Here is a 14,043-nt window from a genome sequence, read left to right on the forward strand (position 1 = left end):
GGGGCTGGAAAGGCCGCCATAAAAAACGCCCCGCGGGTCAACGCGGGGCGTGGCTACTGCCGTTCCGGGCTTCCTTGGCGGTCGAGACGTCCTGTCTAGAGGGTGCCTTGCCTGCCTGTCGTCGGCCATCCTGGCCGGTAGCAATCCTTGCTTGCGCAATCATCCTGATCACGATCGAACGACTTCAATATAGTATACGTGTTAATTAGTGTAAAGCGCAGATTGGGGGTGTTTTTTATAACCCATGTTTATAGGTTGGCTGCGAGTCATGGCCGGCTAATCCGCACTACCGGTCAAAGGCTCCGCGGTACGCCGCATGTTGGCGAGGATCGGGCTGCCCGTCGCCGGATCGCTGAGCAGCGTGCAATCGACCCCATAGAGCCGGCGCACCAGCTCGGCGGTGACCACCGTGCTTGGCGAGCCGGCGGCGATGACACGGCCGGCGTGCATGGCGACCAGGTGGTCGGCGAAGCGACAGGCGCTGACCAGGTCGTGGACCACCATTACCAGCGTCTTGCCGGTTGCGGCCAGTGCCCGAATCAGCTCGAAGACCTCGATCTGATGGCCCAGGTCGAGCGCCGAGGTGGGCTCGTCGAGCAGCAGCAGCGGCGTCTGCTGGGCGATCGCCATGGCGATCCAGGCGCGCTGGCGCTGGCCGCCCGACATCGCTTCCAGCGGCCGCTCGGCGAGATTGGCCAGGTCGGCCGCGGCCAGCGCCTCGTCGACCACCCGCCGGTCCTCGGCCGACCATTGGCGCAGCCACCCCTGGTGCGGCTGACGGCCGAAGCGGATCAGTTCGGCCACGGTCAGCCCCTCCGGCGCGTGGGTTTGCTGGGGCAACAGCGCCAGGCGCCGGGCCAGTTCCCGCGCTGGCAGGCGCTGAATGTCGCGGCCGTCGAGCAGCACCGCGCCCGCCGAGGGCGCATGCAGACGGGCGAGGCCGGCCAGCAGCGTCGACTTGCCGCAGCCGTTGGGGCCGACGATGGCGGTGACCTGGCCACGCGGCAGCGTCAGGTCGAGCGCCTCGATCACCGTCAGGTGGCCGGCGCCGCGGCCGTAGCCCAGCCCCAGCCCCCGGGCGACAAGCGGCGCGTCGTCCATGTCTTGCTCCATCAATGCCTCCTCATGGCGGGGCTCAGCAGGATCCACAGCAGCATCGGCCCGCCGACGATCGCGGTGACGATGCCTACCGGGACTTCGATCGGCGCCAGCGCCAGCCGCCCGGCGAGATCAGCGGCGACCATCACCAGCGCGCCGGCGAGCGCCGAACCGACGAGCGGCACGCCGCGTGGCGACGACAGGTGGCGGGCGATCTCGGGGCCGATCAGCGCGACCAGCCCGACCGGGCCGGCGACCGCCACGGCCAGCGCGGTCAGCGCGACCGCCAGGCCCAGCGCCAGGTAGCGACAGGCGCGCACGCGAATGCCCAGGCCCTGCGCGACGCTGTCGGAAAAGCGCAGTACCGCCAGTGGCCGGGTCAGCCACTGGGCGGCGACCAGGCCCAGCGCGAGCCCCACGACCAGCACGCCCAACGCCTCCCCGTCGCGAGCGTTGAGACTGCCGATGGTCCATGGGTAGGCGGCATTGGCGGTGTCGATGGCGACCCGTGCGAGCAACAGCTGGGTGAGCGCACCGAATACCGCGCCCACGCCGATGCCGGCGACGATGAAGCGATAGCCCCGGGTGCCGGCGCCGCCGGCCAGACCGAAGGTGATCGCGGTCGCCGTCGCCGCGCCGGCCAGCGCCATGGCCGGTGGCGCGATGCTCACGCCGAGCCCGACCACCGAGGCCACGGCGAAGGCGGTGGCACCGTTGTCGATGCCGATGATCCCCGGCGTGGCCAGACGGTTGCGCGCCAGGGTCTGCATCAGGCAGCCGGCCAGGGCGAAGGCGCCGCCGGTGGCCAGCCCCGCGGCGAGCCGCATCAGGCGCAGCTCCTGGACCACGAACACCGTCATCGGCTCGCCGTGGCCGAACAGCGCGCGGCCGGCCTCGAGTGGTGAAAGCGGCACGCCGCCCAGGCACAGCGACAACCAGGCGACGATCAGCAGCACTGCGGCCAGGCCCAGGTTGGCGGCGCTTGCCCGGCGGTCGACGAGCACCGCCCGCCCGCCGGGCAGCGCCAGCCGCCAGGTACCTGTGGGTGGCGCCACGCGCGGCGCCTCGTCGCGCGGCGCGAGTGTCGCTCTCCGGTACGGCGAGCCGGGGTCATGGCTGGGCGACATCAGCTCCCCTGGTGGATTGGTCGGGTTCATAGCGTCGGCAGGCGGCGGGCGCGGACCACCGCGATCAGTACCGGGGCGCCGATCAGCGCGGTGATCACCCCCAGCGGCAACTCGGAGGGTGCCACGACCAGCCGCGAGACGATATCCGCGGCGATCACCACGATCGGCCCCAGCGGCACGGCGAGCCACAGCGTGCGGCGGATATCCGGACCGGTCAGGGCGCGCGCGGCGAATGGCACCACCAGCCCGACGAAGGCGATCGGCCCGGCGACGGCGGTGGCCGCGCCGACCAGCAGCGCCACCACGCCGATCGCCAGCAGCCGCACGACGCGCGGATGGTGGCCCAGCCCCACGGCGACCCGCTCGCCCAGGGCCAGCGCCGCCAGCGGCCGGCCGATCGCCAGCGTCAGCAGTCCGGCGATCGCCAGGCTGGGCAGGATCGCCTGCAGGTCGGCGAGGCGGCGGCCGGCCAGGCTGCCGACGATCCAGAAGCGGATCTCGTCGGCGGCGCGCTGGTCGGCGAGCAGCAACAGCGAGGTCAGCGCGCCGAGCAGCCCCGAAAGCACCGCGCCGGCGAGCACCAGGCGGACCGGATCGTTGCCCACGCCGCCGAGCCGCGACGCGGCGAGCACGCACAGGCAGCCGCCCAGCGCGCCGAGCTGGGCCACGGGGACGCGCAGGGTCGCGGCGCTGGCGCCGAGCACCAGGGCGATGGCCACGGCGAAGGCGCTGCCGGCGCTGACGCCGAGCAGCCCGGGTTCGGCCAGCGGGTTGCGCGCCACCGCCTGCAGCAGCGCGCCGGCGATACCCAGCGCGGCGCCTACCGCCAGGCCGACCAGGGTGCGCGGTCCACGCAGCGCGCCGATCACGAAGCGTGCCTCGTCGCTGGCGCCCTGGCTGCCGAGCAGCGTTGCCAGCGAGGCCAGCGGCCCGACCTCGCCGGCACCGATCAGCAGACTGCCCAGGCACAATACGGCCAGCCCGGCGACGAGCGCCAGGCCGGTCGTCAGCAGGCCGGCGCGGCGCCTCGTCGGCGCGGTGTGCTCAACGACACTCATGGCCTACCCGGCGGGCCGGGCGCGAAAACGACGCGGGCTCATCGAATGGCCGCGGCGATGTCGTCGAGGATCGCCTCGGCGGCCAGCGGTCCCGACGCACTGGTCCATAGCTGTCCGTCCACCGGGACCACCTGGCCACGCTCGATGACCCCGAGCCGAGCGAAGGCGGGCGATGCCTTGGCGGACGCCAGGGCCTCGTCGCCCTCGGCGTTGAGGGTCGCCAGGAACAGCCAGTCGTTATCGATGCGCGACAGGTTCTCCAGACTCAGCGGATCGCTGTGCGGCCGCCCGGCCTTGACGATACCGCCGTCGTCGACCTCGAAACCGCTGGCCGCGAGCAGCGTGCTGGAGAAGATCCGCGGCGACATCACCAGCGCGCCCTGGGGCATCCAGCGCACCAGGCTGGCGCTGGCCCGTGTCGCCGGGTTCTCGCGCAATTCGGCGGCACGCGCCTCGACGGCGGCGATCGCCTCCTCGACCGGTGCTTCGCGGCCCAGCGCGCGGGCGAAGAAGCGCGCCTCCTGCTTCCAGCTGTCGGGGGTATAGGGCTCGACATCGGGTACCAGGGTCGGGGCGATCTGCGACAGCAGCTTGTATTGCGTTTCGGGCAGCCGCGACGAGGCGAGAATGAGGTCGGGACGCTGGGCGACCACGGCTTCGATGTTGGTCTCGCGGGCGGTGCCGACGATGGCGATGTCGCCGGCCCGATCCTGCAGGTAGCGGGCCACACCCTCGCCGCCGCGCGTGGCGACCGCCGCGAGCGGCGTCACACCGGCGGCCAGCGCGGTGTCCAGGGCGCCTTCGTAGAGCGTGACCACGCGTTGCGGCTGGCCGTCGACGCTGACCTCGCCGTAGGCGCTGTCGAGGGTGCGGGCGCTGGCCGGCAGCGCCGCCAGGATCAGGCTCAGGGCCAGGCCGGCGAACAGCGTGGCCGGGCCGCGCCGGTGATGAACAGCAGTGGGCATCAACTATCTCCTGTGGATGGGGCGGGGGGCGGCATGCTTGTTCCGTTGCGCTCAGAAGTCGACATTCAGGCCCAGCCAATAGCGGCGGCCGTCCTCGACATAGCCGTATTCGTCGTAGGTCACGTTCTCGTCGAACAGGTTGTAGACGCCCATGTTGACACGCGCCTGCCGGGTCAGCTGGTAGCCGAAACCGGTGTCGACGAAAGTGTACGAGGGGGCGACCAGCGAGTTCTGCGAAGGGCCCGTGGTGGGCTGGCTCTCCTCGCCGCGGTAGGTGACCCGCGCCCAGGGGGTGAGCCGCTCGCTGGCCTGCCAGTCGAGGCCGGCCGTCACCTGATGCTTGGGCAACTGGGTCAGCGGCTCACCTTCGTACTCACCGCTCTTCTGCTCGGAATCGGTGTAGGTGTAACTGGTCGAGAACTCCAGCGTCTCGGTGAGCGGCGCCGACAACGAGAGTTCGACGCCCCGGGTCACTGCCTCGTCGATATTGTATCGCGTATTCGTCAGCAGATTGCCGTCTTCGTCGGTATCGTACTGCGTCACCGGTGGGCAGCTCGTTGCCGACTGGCAGCGTACCCGGGTGATCTTGTCCTCGAAATCGTTATGGAACACGGTGATGCCGGCGTTCAGGCCGCCGCGGGTCGAGTAGAGCAGAGCCAGTTCCTTGTTGAGCGAGGTTTCCGGCTCAAGGTCGGGGTTTCCATAGGTCGTGCCGCCACGGCTGATGGCGCCCCAGTCGGCGGCGATCTCGCGCAGGTTGGGCGAGCGGTAACCGCTGGAGACGCCGCCCTTGAGCGTCCACCGCGGGGTCATGTTCCAGACGCTGTAGAGGCGCGGGCTGACATGGCTGCCGTAGTTCTCGTTGTCGTCGAGACGTACGCCACCGGTCAGCGACCAGTCCCGGGTGAGCATCCATTCGTCCTCGGCATACATCGCCCATTGCGACGTCTCGACCCGGGTGCGATCGGAGATCTGGTTGGAGGTGGTGTCGACGAGTTCCTCCTCCTCGTAGCTCACCCCCAGTGTCAGCATGTGGGCGTCGAGCGGCATCACCAGGCTGGATTTGGCGGTGGTGTTGGTGATTTCCATCTCGCGGCTCTTGTTCTCGCTGACCTCGCGCTGGACGTAGCTCTCGCTGGTGCCGATGTTCCAGCGACCGGTATGGGTGAGCGCAAAATGCTCGCGGGTGTACTCGTTGTAGCTGTCCTCGCAGCCGCCACGGCAACCTTCGCTGGGTGCCGAGCGGCCCACGTTGGAATCGCGGGTCTGTTCCGAGGTGCCGGCTTCGAGGGCGAAGTCGTGGTCGTCGCCGGGGGTCAGGGTCAATCGCGCGGTGAGACTCTGCAGGTCCTTGTCCTCGTAGCCGTTGACGATCTCGTCCTCCTCCCGCGAGCTGACCTGACCGTAGAGCTGCAGGCCGAGCAGGTCGGACTTTAGCGGGCCGCTGAGGTAGAGGTTGCTCTGCTGGCTGTTGCCGGAATCGCTGTCCTCCTGGATGACGCTCTGCACCTGCAGGCTGCCGTGCCACTGGTCGGCGACCTTGCGGGTGATGATGTTGATCACCCCGCCGATGGCGTCCGAGCCGTAGAGGGTCGACATCGGCCCGCGGATCACCTCGATGCGCTCGATCGCCTGCAACGGCGGCAGCCAGTCCTGCTCGAAACCGGCGCTGCCGTTGGGGCGGGTTTCGCGGGTCGTCTGCGGCCGGCCGTCGACGAGGATCAGCGTGTACTGAGAAGGCATGCCGCGAATGCTGATGTCGGCGCCGTTGTCGCCGGCCCCGCCACCGGTGACGATCACCCCGGGCACGTCGCGCAGGGCGTCGGTGACGTTCTGGTAGTAGCGATCCTCGAGGTCCTCGCGCTCGAGCACGCTGATCGAGGCCGGGGCGTTCTTGGTCAGCTGTTCATAGCCGGCGGCCGTCACCACGACCTCGTCGAGTTCACTGGCTTGCTGGGCCAGCACCGGCAGTGGTGTGGCCAGGCCGGCGCCCAGCAGCAATAGCGTGGTCCGGGAGAATTCCAACATGAGTTCACCTTGCTTAGTGGATGCGAGCCGTCGTCGAGACGCGGCTCGCTTTGTTAATAAGAATCTTTATCATTGAGATTCTTCCACAGAACTCGTTGGATTTCCCGGTACGCCATGTTGCGCATCGCGCAACGAAGCATTGGCTTGCGCAGTATTATACCAGGCGTAAACGCAAATTGTTTACAACCCGAGCGGTTGTTATGCGAGACTCCCTGCTCAATCCAATCCAGCCGCGCACGACGTCCATCGGCTGTGGTGCGGCACGACCAGATCGATTATCGCCATGCACGATCTCAACGAACTGCACGCTTTCGTCTCGGTGATGGAATCCGGCAACCTGGGGCAGAGTGCCCGCCAGCTGGGCCTGGCCAAGTCGACCCTGAGTCGGCGTATCAGCCAGCTCGAGGCGCGGCTCGGCCAGCCGTTGCTGCGCCGTCAGGCCAACCGACTGATGCCCACCGAGGCGGGCACGGTCTATCACAACTACTGCCGGCAGATCCTGCACCTGGCGGATCAGAGTCAGCAGGCGCTGGACGATCTCAAGGAGGCGGTCAGCGGCGAACTGACGGTGCACGTGCACAGCGTCTTCATGCGCGGCTGGTTCTCGCGTCGGGTCGAGGAGTTCCTGGATGACTATCCCGGCGTGCGACTGACGCTGTGCACTCAACTGCAGGCGCCTTGCGATCCCGGCGAGAACGCCATCTGTCTATGGTTGGGTAGCGTCGTCGAATGTGGCTTGCGTCAGGAACGGCTGGGGCAGTTGCAGCGTGGTTTCTATGCCAATCCGGACTACCTGGCCCGGCATGGCACGCCGGGCCACCCCCGCGAGCTGGCCGGCCACGCCTGGGTCGACCTGCTTGGCGAGACCGCGGACGGCCTGACCCTGCAGCACGCGCGCGAGGGCGCCTACGAGATGACGCCGCTGCTGTCGCGCCTCAAGGTCGATCAGTACGTGCTGCAGATCGACGCCATCACCCGCTGCCAGGGGCTCGGCATTCTGCCCCGCTGGATGGCGACGCAGTACGCCCGGGCGCATCCGGGCACGCTTGTCCCCTGCCTCGAGGCGTGGTACCCGCCGGCAGTGCCGGTCACCCTGCTTTATCCCTTCGGCCGGCTGCCGCGCAAGACCACCCGCTTGCTCGAGCATCTGCGTCAGGCGGTGCCGTCGGCCTGGCGCGAGCACGCGCCGTCAGCCGAGGGGGCCGCCGCGCTGACGATGGCCTGAGCCGTTCATGGCGCGCGGTCGGGCTCACTCGGCTGCGAGCAACCGTGCCTCGAGGGCGAAGACATGCGGGTCGTCGTGGCCGAGCTCCCGTAGCGCGGCGGCCAGGTTGAGCAGATAGTCGCGGTTGGCACCGCTGGGGCCGCGGGCGGTGGCGATGCGCCGGGCCAGCGCCTCTTCCGACTCGGGCCCGGCAAAGGCGGCGTTGTCCTCGCGGGCGATATAGACCAGCCCTTCGTGACGACCGCCGTCGTCGAAGTAGAGCTCGGTGACGACCCGCAGGTAGCCGTTCTTCTCGCGTTCGTCGAGGGGCTGGAGGGTTCGCGGTGTGATGCGGTAGGCCATGCCGTGGCAGGCCGCCCCCGGCGCTTGAACCAGGGTGGCCACCCGGCCGGGATCCTCGGGTGTGCCGCGATGATCGTGGGAGGCCTGCCAGAAGCGCCGGGCCCAGCCGACGATGTGCGCAGGGCGACGTTCCAGGTAGTCGAAGCCGGCCTTCCAGATCAGCGAGCCGTAGCCGAACAGCCACAGCGAGTCATGGCCGTCGAAGTGGGTCATCTGCTGGTTGAGCGTGGTGGTATCGAAAGACATGCGCTGCGCGGGATCCGGGAATCATGAACGAGTTCCCACTCTGCGGCAGCCTGCCGGGCGGGGCAAGCGAGCCGAGCGTTAAATCGGGCGTGACCGGGCGCCGTGTAATTGCGGCTTTGTTACATTAGGATATTTGGTTTCTGGCGTTTTAATCGATGTCGAGTCGTCCCGACGTCATGAAGATCGCCGTCACTCCTCCATGGACAGCTTGCATGGCCGCATCGATACTCGATCGACACAGCGTGACCGTCACCGGGCAGGGCGAGCGAACACTGCTGTTGCTGCATGGCTTCGGTTGCGATCAGCGAGTCTGGGCGCCGTTGGTCCGTGCCTTCGAAGCCGACTGGCGGGTGGTACGTTACGATCAGGCCGGCTGTGGCCGTGCCCTCAAGTCCGCCTACCGCCGGGACCGTTACGCCACCCTGCAGGGCTACGCCGGGGATCTGCTGGCGATCTGCGAGGCACTCGGGGATCGAGCGGTAACCGTGGTAGGCCATTCGATCAGCGGCATCATCGCCATGCTGGCGGCTATCGAGGCGCCGCAGCGTTTCCAGCAACTGGTGATGCTCTGCGCCTCCAGCCGCTATCTCGACGATCCGCCCGATTATCAGGGTGGCTTCGACGAGGCCCAACTGGGCGAACTGCTGACGATGATGGAGCAGAACTACTTCGCCTGGGCGGGCTCGATGGCGGCCGAGGTCATCGGGCCACAGTCCAGGAATGCCGCGGAGCGGCATCTGCGCAACCAGTTCCTGGCCAGCGATGCGCGTATTGCCCGTCAGTTCGCCGAGGTCACCTTCTACAGCGACACCCGTGCCGCGCTGCCGCAGCTGACGACCCCCACGCTGGTGATGCACACTGAAGAGGATGCCGTGGTACCGCAGCAGGCTGCCGAGTACCTGCACGCCAACATCCCTGACTCCCGCCTCGAATGGTTGCCGTGCCGCGGTCATTATCCGCACATGAGCGCCCCGGGACTGCTGGTCGAGCGGTTGCGGACTCTTCTATAGCAGGCCATCCACGGCGTGAAAGGAGTCGACGTGGCGTTGGCGCTCAGAGGATCGCCGGCAGCTCGATCTCGTCGCTGCGCCGGACGCCCTCGGTCATCTGCTGGCAAAGCCGCAGGAACTCGCGCATGCCGGTGCTCAGGTATTTATGGCGATGCCAGATGAAGGCGAACTGGCGCTTGAGGTCGAGTTGCGGGGTGGCGATGGGCACCAGGCTGCCGCGGCGGAAGGCGTCGCGCAGCGCCAGGTGCGAGACGCAGCCGATGCCCAGGCCGGATTCGACGGCACGCTTGATGCCCTCGGTATGTTCGAGCTCGAGCAGGATGTTGAAGCGCCCGCGCCGATGACGGGTGGCATGCTCCAGGGTCAGTCGGGTGCCCGAGCCCTGCTCGCGCATGATCCAGGCCTCGCGCAGCAGCTGCTCGAGCGAGACGTCGGCGGCACCGGCCAGGGGGTGACGCGGCGAACAGAACACCGTCAGCTCGTCCTCGACCCAGGGCTGCAGGACCACGTCCGCATGCTGGCAATCGCCCTCGATCAACCCCAGGTCGAGTTCGTGCTGGACGATGCGCTCGATGATCGAGGCCGTGTTGCGTACCTGCAGGCGCACCCGGCTGCCCGGGTGACGCTGCATGAAATCGCTGATCAGCAGGGTCGCCAGGTAGTTGCCGATGGTCAGCGTGGCGCCGACATCGAGCGAGCCGACGCCGCGCTGACCACGCAGCAGTTCCTCGATCTCTTCGCCGCGGTCGAGTAGTGCGACCGCCTTGGGCAGCAGTTGAAAGCCCAGCGCATTGAGCTTGAGGCGCTTGCCGATACGGTCGAGCAGCTGGCAGTCGAACTGGCGTTCGAGTTCGGCGAGGGCAGTGCTGGCGGCGGACTGCGAGAGCGCCAGTTCGCGGGCGGCGCGCGATACGCTCTGGTGCTGGGCGACGGCGACGAAGACTTCGAGCTGGCGCAGGGTGTAACGCATAAGGACCCCGAAACGTTGTCTATATCAATATTGCCGATAAGCGTTATCCAGACAACCCATTTAACAGATATTCATGGTCAGCTTAGAATGTACGTAACGAAATTACCTGGCTTTTATGCTTTTATGGAATATTCTTGGAGGCTTTGATGAGCAAGTTTGCCCTGGAAGAAGTGCTGAGTGTCCATCACTGGAACGATACTCTGTTCAGCTTCCGTACCACGCGCGAACGCAGCCTGCGCTTCAAGAACGGGCAATTCGTGATGATCGGCCTGGAAGTCGCCGGCAAGCCGCTGATGCGTGCCTACTCCATCGCCAGCCCCAACTACGAGGATCACCTCGAGTTCTTCAGCATCAAGGTGCCCGACGGCCCGCTGACCTCGCGCCTGCAGCACCTCGAGGTGGGCGATCAGATCATGGTCAGCCGCAAGCCGACCGGAACGCTGGTCACCGACGACCTGTTGCCGGGTCGCAACCTTTACCTGCTTTCCACCGGTACCGGCCTGGCGCCGTTCCTGAGCCTGATCCAGGACCCGGAGGCGTACGAGCGCTTTGACAAGATCGTGCTGGTCCATGGCGTGCGCACCGTCAGCGAGCTTGCCTACGCGGATTTCATCGGCCAGGAGCTGCCGGCGCATGAGTACCTGGGCGAGGAGATCAGCGAGAAGCTGGTCTACTACCCCACGGTGACGCGCGAGGAGTTCCACACCATGGGTCGCCTGACCGACCATATCCGCAGTGGCAAGCTCGCCGAGGACACCGGCCTGCCGCCGCTCGACCCCAAGCAGGACCGGGCGATGATCTGCGGCAGTCCGGCCATGCTCGACGAAAGCAGCGCGCTGCTCGACGACCTGGGGTTCAAGATCTCGCCGCGCATGGGCGAGCCGGGGGACTATGTGATCGAGCGAGCGTTCGTGGAAAAATAGCAGCTATAAGCTATAAGCTATAAGAAAGAGAACCCCATCGGCTTTACCGATGGGGTTCTCTTTTTCTGCTGGTTCAATAAGCTCTGCGCTTACGGCTTACGGCTTACGGCTTACGGCTTACGGCTTACGGCTTACGGCTTACGGCTTACGGCTTACGGCTTACGGCTTACGGCTTACGGCTTACGGCTTACGGCTTACGGCTCGCGGCTTACGGCTCAGACCGCGTCCTTGCCGGTTTCGCCGGTGCGGATACGGATCACCTGCTCGAGCGGCGAGACGAAGATCTTGCCGTCACCGATCTTGCCGGTATTGGAAACCTGGGTGATGGCTTCGATGACCTGCTCGGCCATGGCGTCGTCGACTGCGACTTCCAGCTTTACCTTGGGCAGGAAGTCGACCACGTACTCGGCACCGCGATACAGCTCGGTGTGGCCCTTCTGGCGACCAAAGCCCTTGACCTCGGTCACGGTGATGCCCTGAACGCCGATTTCGGACAGCGATTCTCGGACATCGTCCAGCTTGAACGGCTTGATGATGGCGGTCACCAGTTTCATGGTCTTGCTCCTCGCAGCTATGGTGCGGGTGTTGCCGCGAGCCTAGCGGGCGTCGCGGCCCCGGGTTGCGTCGGTTATGTTGCTATCAAGCATACACCGCTCGCTATAGGAATAAAAAAGACCCCCCGAAGGGGGCCAGGGGAGCACGCCAGCTCACTCGTTGCGCCAGGGCTACTTGTTGCTGCCGCCGGCGGTAAACTCGGGGTAGGCCTCGAGGCCACATTCGGCCAGGTCGACGCCTTCGTATTCTTCCTCTTCGGTCACCCGCACGCCCATGATCGCCTTGATGATCAGCCATACGATCAGGCTGGCGATGAAGACCCAGGCGAAGATGCCGATCACGCCGATCAGCTGCGCGCCGAAGGAGGCATCGCCGTTGCTGATGGGGACGACCATCACGCCCCAGATGCCGACCACGCCGTGGGCCGAGATGGCACCCACCGGATCGTCGATCTTGAGCTTGTCGAGGGTGACGATCGAGGCCACGACCAGCAGGCCGCCGATGGCGCCGATCACGGTGGCACCCAGGCCGGTCGGCGACAGCGGATCGGCGGTGATCGACACCAGGCCGGCGATCGCGCCGTTGAGCGCCATGGTCAGGTCGGCCTTGCGGAACCAGATCTTGGCCAGGATCAGCGCGGCGATGACGCCGCCGGCGGCGGCCGCATTGGTGTTGAGCAGTACCTGGGCCATGTTGTTGGCCGAGGCGACGTCGGAGACCTTCAGCTCGGAGCCGCCGTTGAAGCCGAACCAGCCCATCCACAGGATGAAGGTACCGAGCGCGGCCAGTGGCATGTTGGCGCCGGGAATCGCATAGATCGCCCCGTTCTTGCCGTACTTGCCCTTGCGCGGGCCGAGCACCAGCACGCCGGCCAGGGCGGCGGCGGCGCCGGCCAGGTGAACGATGCCGGAGCCGGCGTAATCGGAATAGCCCAGCTCGGAGAGCCAGCCGCCGCCCCAGGTCCAGTAACCTTCCACCGGATAGATGATCGCGGTCATCACCACGGCGAAGGCCAGGAAGGCCCACAGCTTCATGCGCTCGGCGACGGCGCCCGAGACGATGGACATGGCGGTCGCCACGAACACCACCTGGAAGAAGAAGTCGGCGCGCGCCGAATAGTAGGGTGCGTCATCGCCGCCGTTGAGGACCGCGTCGACGCTGTTTTCGCTGCCCAGCAGGAAGCCGAGGTTGGGCAAAAAGCCGCCGGCGCTGCTCGAGTACATGATGTAGTAACCGACCACCAGATACATGGTGCAGGCGATGGCGAACAGAACGACGTTCTTGGTCAGTATTTCCGCAGTGTTCTTCGAGCGTACCAGTCCTGCTTCCAGCATGGCGAAACCGGCGGCCATCCACATGACCAGCACGCCGCAGATGAGGAAGTAGAATGTGTCGAGCGCGTAATTGAGCTCTGTCATAGTTATAATCTCCTAAGTCCGCGCCTCAGACGGCGTCGGCCCCACGTTCGCCGGTGCGAATACGAATGACGTCTTCAAGCGGAGTGACGAAGAGTTTGCCGTCGCCGATCTTGCCGCTGTTGGCGGCCTGACTGACGGCCTCGAGTACGCCTTCGACGCGGCTGTCGTCGACCGCGATCTCGATTTTCACCTTGGGCAGAAAATCCACCACGTACTCGGCACCCCGGTAGAGTTCGGTATGACCCTTCTGGCGTCCGAAGCCCTTGACTTCGGTGACGGTAATGCCCTGGACACCGTTATCGGCCAGTGCCTCCCGGACGTCGTCGAGCTTGAATGGTTTTATAATGGCGGTGATGAGTTTCATCCCTTGTCTCCCGTTGTCGGCTTGCGCCTGACATTGCTAAGCGCGAGTCATGCCAGCTGAAATTTTCTTCATTGATTTCAATGGGGTGGGATGTTTCAGGGGGTGAGCCATGGCGGGCCGCCACGTCATGCCCCGGGGCGAGTCACCCTTTTGGTGCGCGGTGGTCGTGCCGATGCATCATAACGGGGCATGCGTTGTCGAATTGCCTTGCGTATGCTGAAGACCATCTCAACAAGGAGTGGGCCGATGATCACCAACGAACGGATCAGCCGCCTCGCCCAGCAACTGGGCGAGCGCCTTCAGGATGCTTCTCACGCGCCCGAGGAGATCCAGCGCAACGTGCACAACGTGATGCGTGGCGCCTTCGATCGCATGGAGCTGGTGACCCGCGAGGACTTCGATATCCTGATGGATGTTCTCCAGCGCACCCGGGCGCGGGTCGAGTCGCTGGAAAAGCAGGTCGCCGCGCTCGAGGCCAGCCTCGACGACGACGCCGGAGCGCCGGGCTCGCCGGCCATGCTTGCCGCCGACACGGCAGCACCCCCCGAGGATACGCCGCCTCGCGAAGATCGTGACGCCTCGTCGTCCAAGCCGACCTAGGCGTCCCTGGGGCGAGTCGAGGCTTGCAGTTCCCGCGCCGATCTGTATCACTGGGCCTGTATCGATAAACAGCCACGGGGCGAGGGTCGACGCCAGGTCCTTGAAGAATCGGTG

General features: G+C 66.4%; 14 protein-coding genes. 4 read left to right on the forward strand and 10 right to left on the reverse strand.

Annotated elements, in window-relative coordinates; genetic code table 11:
* Window positions 1-276 precede the first annotated feature (276 nt).
* Genes HR9077_RS16235 through HR9077_RS16255 form a run of 5 tightly spaced genes read right to left on the reverse strand, consistent with a single transcriptional unit; the run spans window position 277 to window position 6,276 of the window.
* A complete protein-coding gene (locus HR9077_RS16235; RefSeq protein ID WP_244613307.1) occupies window positions 277-1,113 on the reverse strand; it encodes an ABC transporter ATP-binding protein in 837 nt (278 codons plus the stop codon).
* Window positions 1,113-2,225: a FecCD family ABC transporter permease gene (locus HR9077_RS16240; RefSeq protein WP_136068151.1), complete on the reverse strand. Its 1,113-nt coding sequence runs from the start codon at window positions 2,223-2,225 to the stop codon at window positions 1,113-1,115. The genes HR9077_RS16235 and HR9077_RS16240 overlap by 1 nt, the downstream gene beginning before the upstream one ends.
* Before the next feature lie 26 nt (window positions 2,226-2,251).
* Window positions 2,252-3,283, reverse strand: a complete 1,032-nt coding sequence (locus HR9077_RS16245) for a FecCD family ABC transporter permease (protein WP_136068153.1) — start codon at window positions 3,281-3,283, stop codon at window positions 2,252-2,254.
* Between the two features lie 38 nt (window positions 3,284-3,321).
* Window positions 3,322-4,248 (reverse strand): ABC transporter substrate-binding protein, encoded by a 927-nt coding sequence (locus HR9077_RS16250; protein WP_136068155.1) that lies wholly within the window; start codon window positions 4,246-4,248, stop codon window positions 3,322-3,324.
* Between the two features lie 51 nt (window positions 4,249-4,299).
* The gene (locus HR9077_RS16255; RefSeq protein WP_136068157.1) at window positions 4,300-6,276 is read right to left on the reverse strand and encodes a ligand-gated channel protein; all 1,977 of its coding nucleotides are present in this window, start codon (window positions 6,274-6,276) and stop codon (window positions 4,300-4,302) included.
* Window positions 6,277-6,559: 283 nt separating this feature from the next.
* Between HR9077_RS16255 and HR9077_RS16260 the strand changes: the two genes are divergently transcribed.
* Window positions 6,560-7,501 (forward strand): LysR family transcriptional regulator, encoded by a 942-nt coding sequence (locus HR9077_RS16260; protein ID WP_136068159.1) that lies wholly within the window; start codon window positions 6,560-6,562, stop codon window positions 7,499-7,501.
* Window positions 7,502-7,525: 24 nt separating this feature from the next.
* Here the strand turns inward: HR9077_RS16260 and HR9077_RS16265 are convergent, their stop codons facing one another.
* Window positions 7,526-8,089: a gamma-glutamylcyclotransferase gene (locus HR9077_RS16265; RefSeq protein ID WP_136068161.1), complete on the reverse strand. Its 564-nt coding sequence runs from the start codon at window positions 8,087-8,089 to the stop codon at window positions 7,526-7,528.
* Window positions 8,090-8,301: 212 nt separating this feature from the next.
* Between HR9077_RS16265 and HR9077_RS16270 the strand changes: the two genes are divergently transcribed.
* On the forward strand, window positions 8,302-9,099 hold the full coding sequence (locus HR9077_RS16270) for an alpha/beta fold hydrolase (RefSeq protein ID WP_168380977.1): 798 nt from the start codon (window positions 8,302-8,304) through the stop codon (window positions 9,097-9,099).
* Between the two features lie 43 nt (window positions 9,100-9,142).
* On the opposite strand, the gene HR9077_RS16275 is transcribed toward HR9077_RS16270, so the two are convergent.
* Entirely contained in the window at window positions 9,143-10,069 is a 927-nt protein-coding gene (locus tag HR9077_RS16275; protein WP_136068165.1) for a LysR family transcriptional regulator, read from the reverse strand.
* Between the two features lie 146 nt (window positions 10,070-10,215).
* On the opposite strand from HR9077_RS16275, the gene HR9077_RS16280 reads away from it, so the two are divergent.
* Entirely contained in the window at window positions 10,216-10,992 is a 777-nt protein-coding gene (locus tag HR9077_RS16280; RefSeq protein WP_136068166.1) for a ferredoxin--NADP reductase, read from the forward strand.
* Between the two features lie 215 nt (window positions 10,993-11,207).
* On the opposite strand, the gene HR9077_RS16285 is transcribed toward HR9077_RS16280, so the two are convergent.
* The 3 genes from HR9077_RS16285 to HR9077_RS16295 form a co-directional block, all read right to left on the reverse strand.
* Window positions 11,208-11,546: a P-II family nitrogen regulator gene (locus tag HR9077_RS16285; protein WP_136068168.1), complete on the reverse strand. Its 339-nt coding sequence runs from the start codon at window positions 11,544-11,546 to the stop codon at window positions 11,208-11,210.
* 171 nt (window positions 11,547-11,717) lie between these two features.
* On the reverse strand, window positions 11,718-12,965 hold the full coding sequence (locus tag HR9077_RS16290; protein WP_458692927.1) for an ammonium transporter: 1,248 nt from the start codon (window positions 12,963-12,965) through the stop codon (window positions 11,718-11,720).
* 25 nt (window positions 12,966-12,990) lie between these two features.
* A complete protein-coding gene (locus tag HR9077_RS16295) occupies window positions 12,991-13,329 on the reverse strand; it encodes a P-II family nitrogen regulator (protein WP_031384898.1) in 339 nt (112 codons plus the stop codon).
* Between the two features lie 246 nt (window positions 13,330-13,575).
* Between HR9077_RS16295 and HR9077_RS16300 the strand changes: the two genes are divergently transcribed.
* Complete coding sequence (locus HR9077_RS16300; protein ID WP_136068171.1) at window positions 13,576-13,929, forward strand: accessory factor UbiK family protein; 354 nt, start codon at window positions 13,576-13,578, stop codon at window positions 13,927-13,929.
* Window positions 13,930-14,043 lie beyond the last annotated feature (114 nt).

Source organism: Modicisalibacter radicis (assembly GCF_900961225.1).
In the GTDB taxonomy this organism is placed as follows: domain Bacteria; phylum Pseudomonadota; class Gammaproteobacteria; order Pseudomonadales; family Halomonadaceae; genus Modicisalibacter.

What these genes read in the sequence shown, in the direction of transcription:
- HR9077_RS16235 (WP_244613307.1), bottom strand. Translation starts at nt 1,113, where the DNA reads ATGGAGCAAGACATGGACGACGCGCCGCTTGTCGCCCGGGGGCTGGGG.
- HR9077_RS16240 (WP_136068151.1), bottom strand. Translation starts at nt 2,225, where the DNA reads ATGTCGCCCAGCCATGACCCCGGCTCGCCGTACCGGAGAGCGACACTC.
- HR9077_RS16245 (WP_136068153.1), bottom strand. Translation starts at nt 3,283, where the DNA reads ATGAGTGTCGTTGAGCACACCGCGCCGACGAGGCGCCGCGCCGGCCTG.
- HR9077_RS16250 (WP_136068155.1), bottom strand. Translation starts at nt 4,248, where the DNA reads ATGCCCACTGCTGTTCATCACCGGCGCGGCCCGGCCACGCTGTTCGCC.
- HR9077_RS16255 (WP_136068157.1), bottom strand. Translation starts at nt 6,276, where the DNA reads ATGTTGGAATTCTCCCGGACCACGCTATTGCTGCTGGGCGCCGGCCTG.
- HR9077_RS16260 (WP_136068159.1), top strand. Translation starts at nt 6,560, where the DNA reads ATGCACGATCTCAACGAACTGCACGCTTTCGTCTCGGTGATGGAATCC.
- HR9077_RS16265 (WP_136068161.1), bottom strand. Translation starts at nt 8,089, where the DNA reads ATGTCTTTCGATACCACCACGCTCAACCAGCAGATGACCCACTTCGAC.
- HR9077_RS16270 (WP_168380977.1), top strand. Translation starts at nt 8,302, where the DNA reads ATGGCCGCATCGATACTCGATCGACACAGCGTGACCGTCACCGGGCAG.
- HR9077_RS16275 (WP_136068165.1), bottom strand. Translation starts at nt 10,069, where the DNA reads ATGCGTTACACCCTGCGCCAGCTCGAAGTCTTCGTCGCCGTCGCCCAG.
- HR9077_RS16280 (WP_136068166.1), top strand. Translation starts at nt 10,216, where the DNA reads ATGAGCAAGTTTGCCCTGGAAGAAGTGCTGAGTGTCCATCACTGGAAC.
- HR9077_RS16285 (WP_136068168.1), bottom strand. Translation starts at nt 11,546, where the DNA reads ATGAAACTGGTGACCGCCATCATCAAGCCGTTCAAGCTGGACGATGTC.
- HR9077_RS16290 (WP_458692927.1), bottom strand. Translation starts at nt 12,965, where the DNA reads ATGACAGAGCTCAATTACGCGCTCGACACATTCTACTTCCTCATCTGC.
- HR9077_RS16295 (WP_031384898.1), bottom strand. Translation starts at nt 13,329, where the DNA reads ATGAAACTCATCACCGCCATTATAAAACCATTCAAGCTCGACGACGTC.
- HR9077_RS16300 (WP_136068171.1), top strand. Translation starts at nt 13,576, where the DNA reads ATGATCACCAACGAACGGATCAGCCGCCTCGCCCAGCAACTGGGCGAG.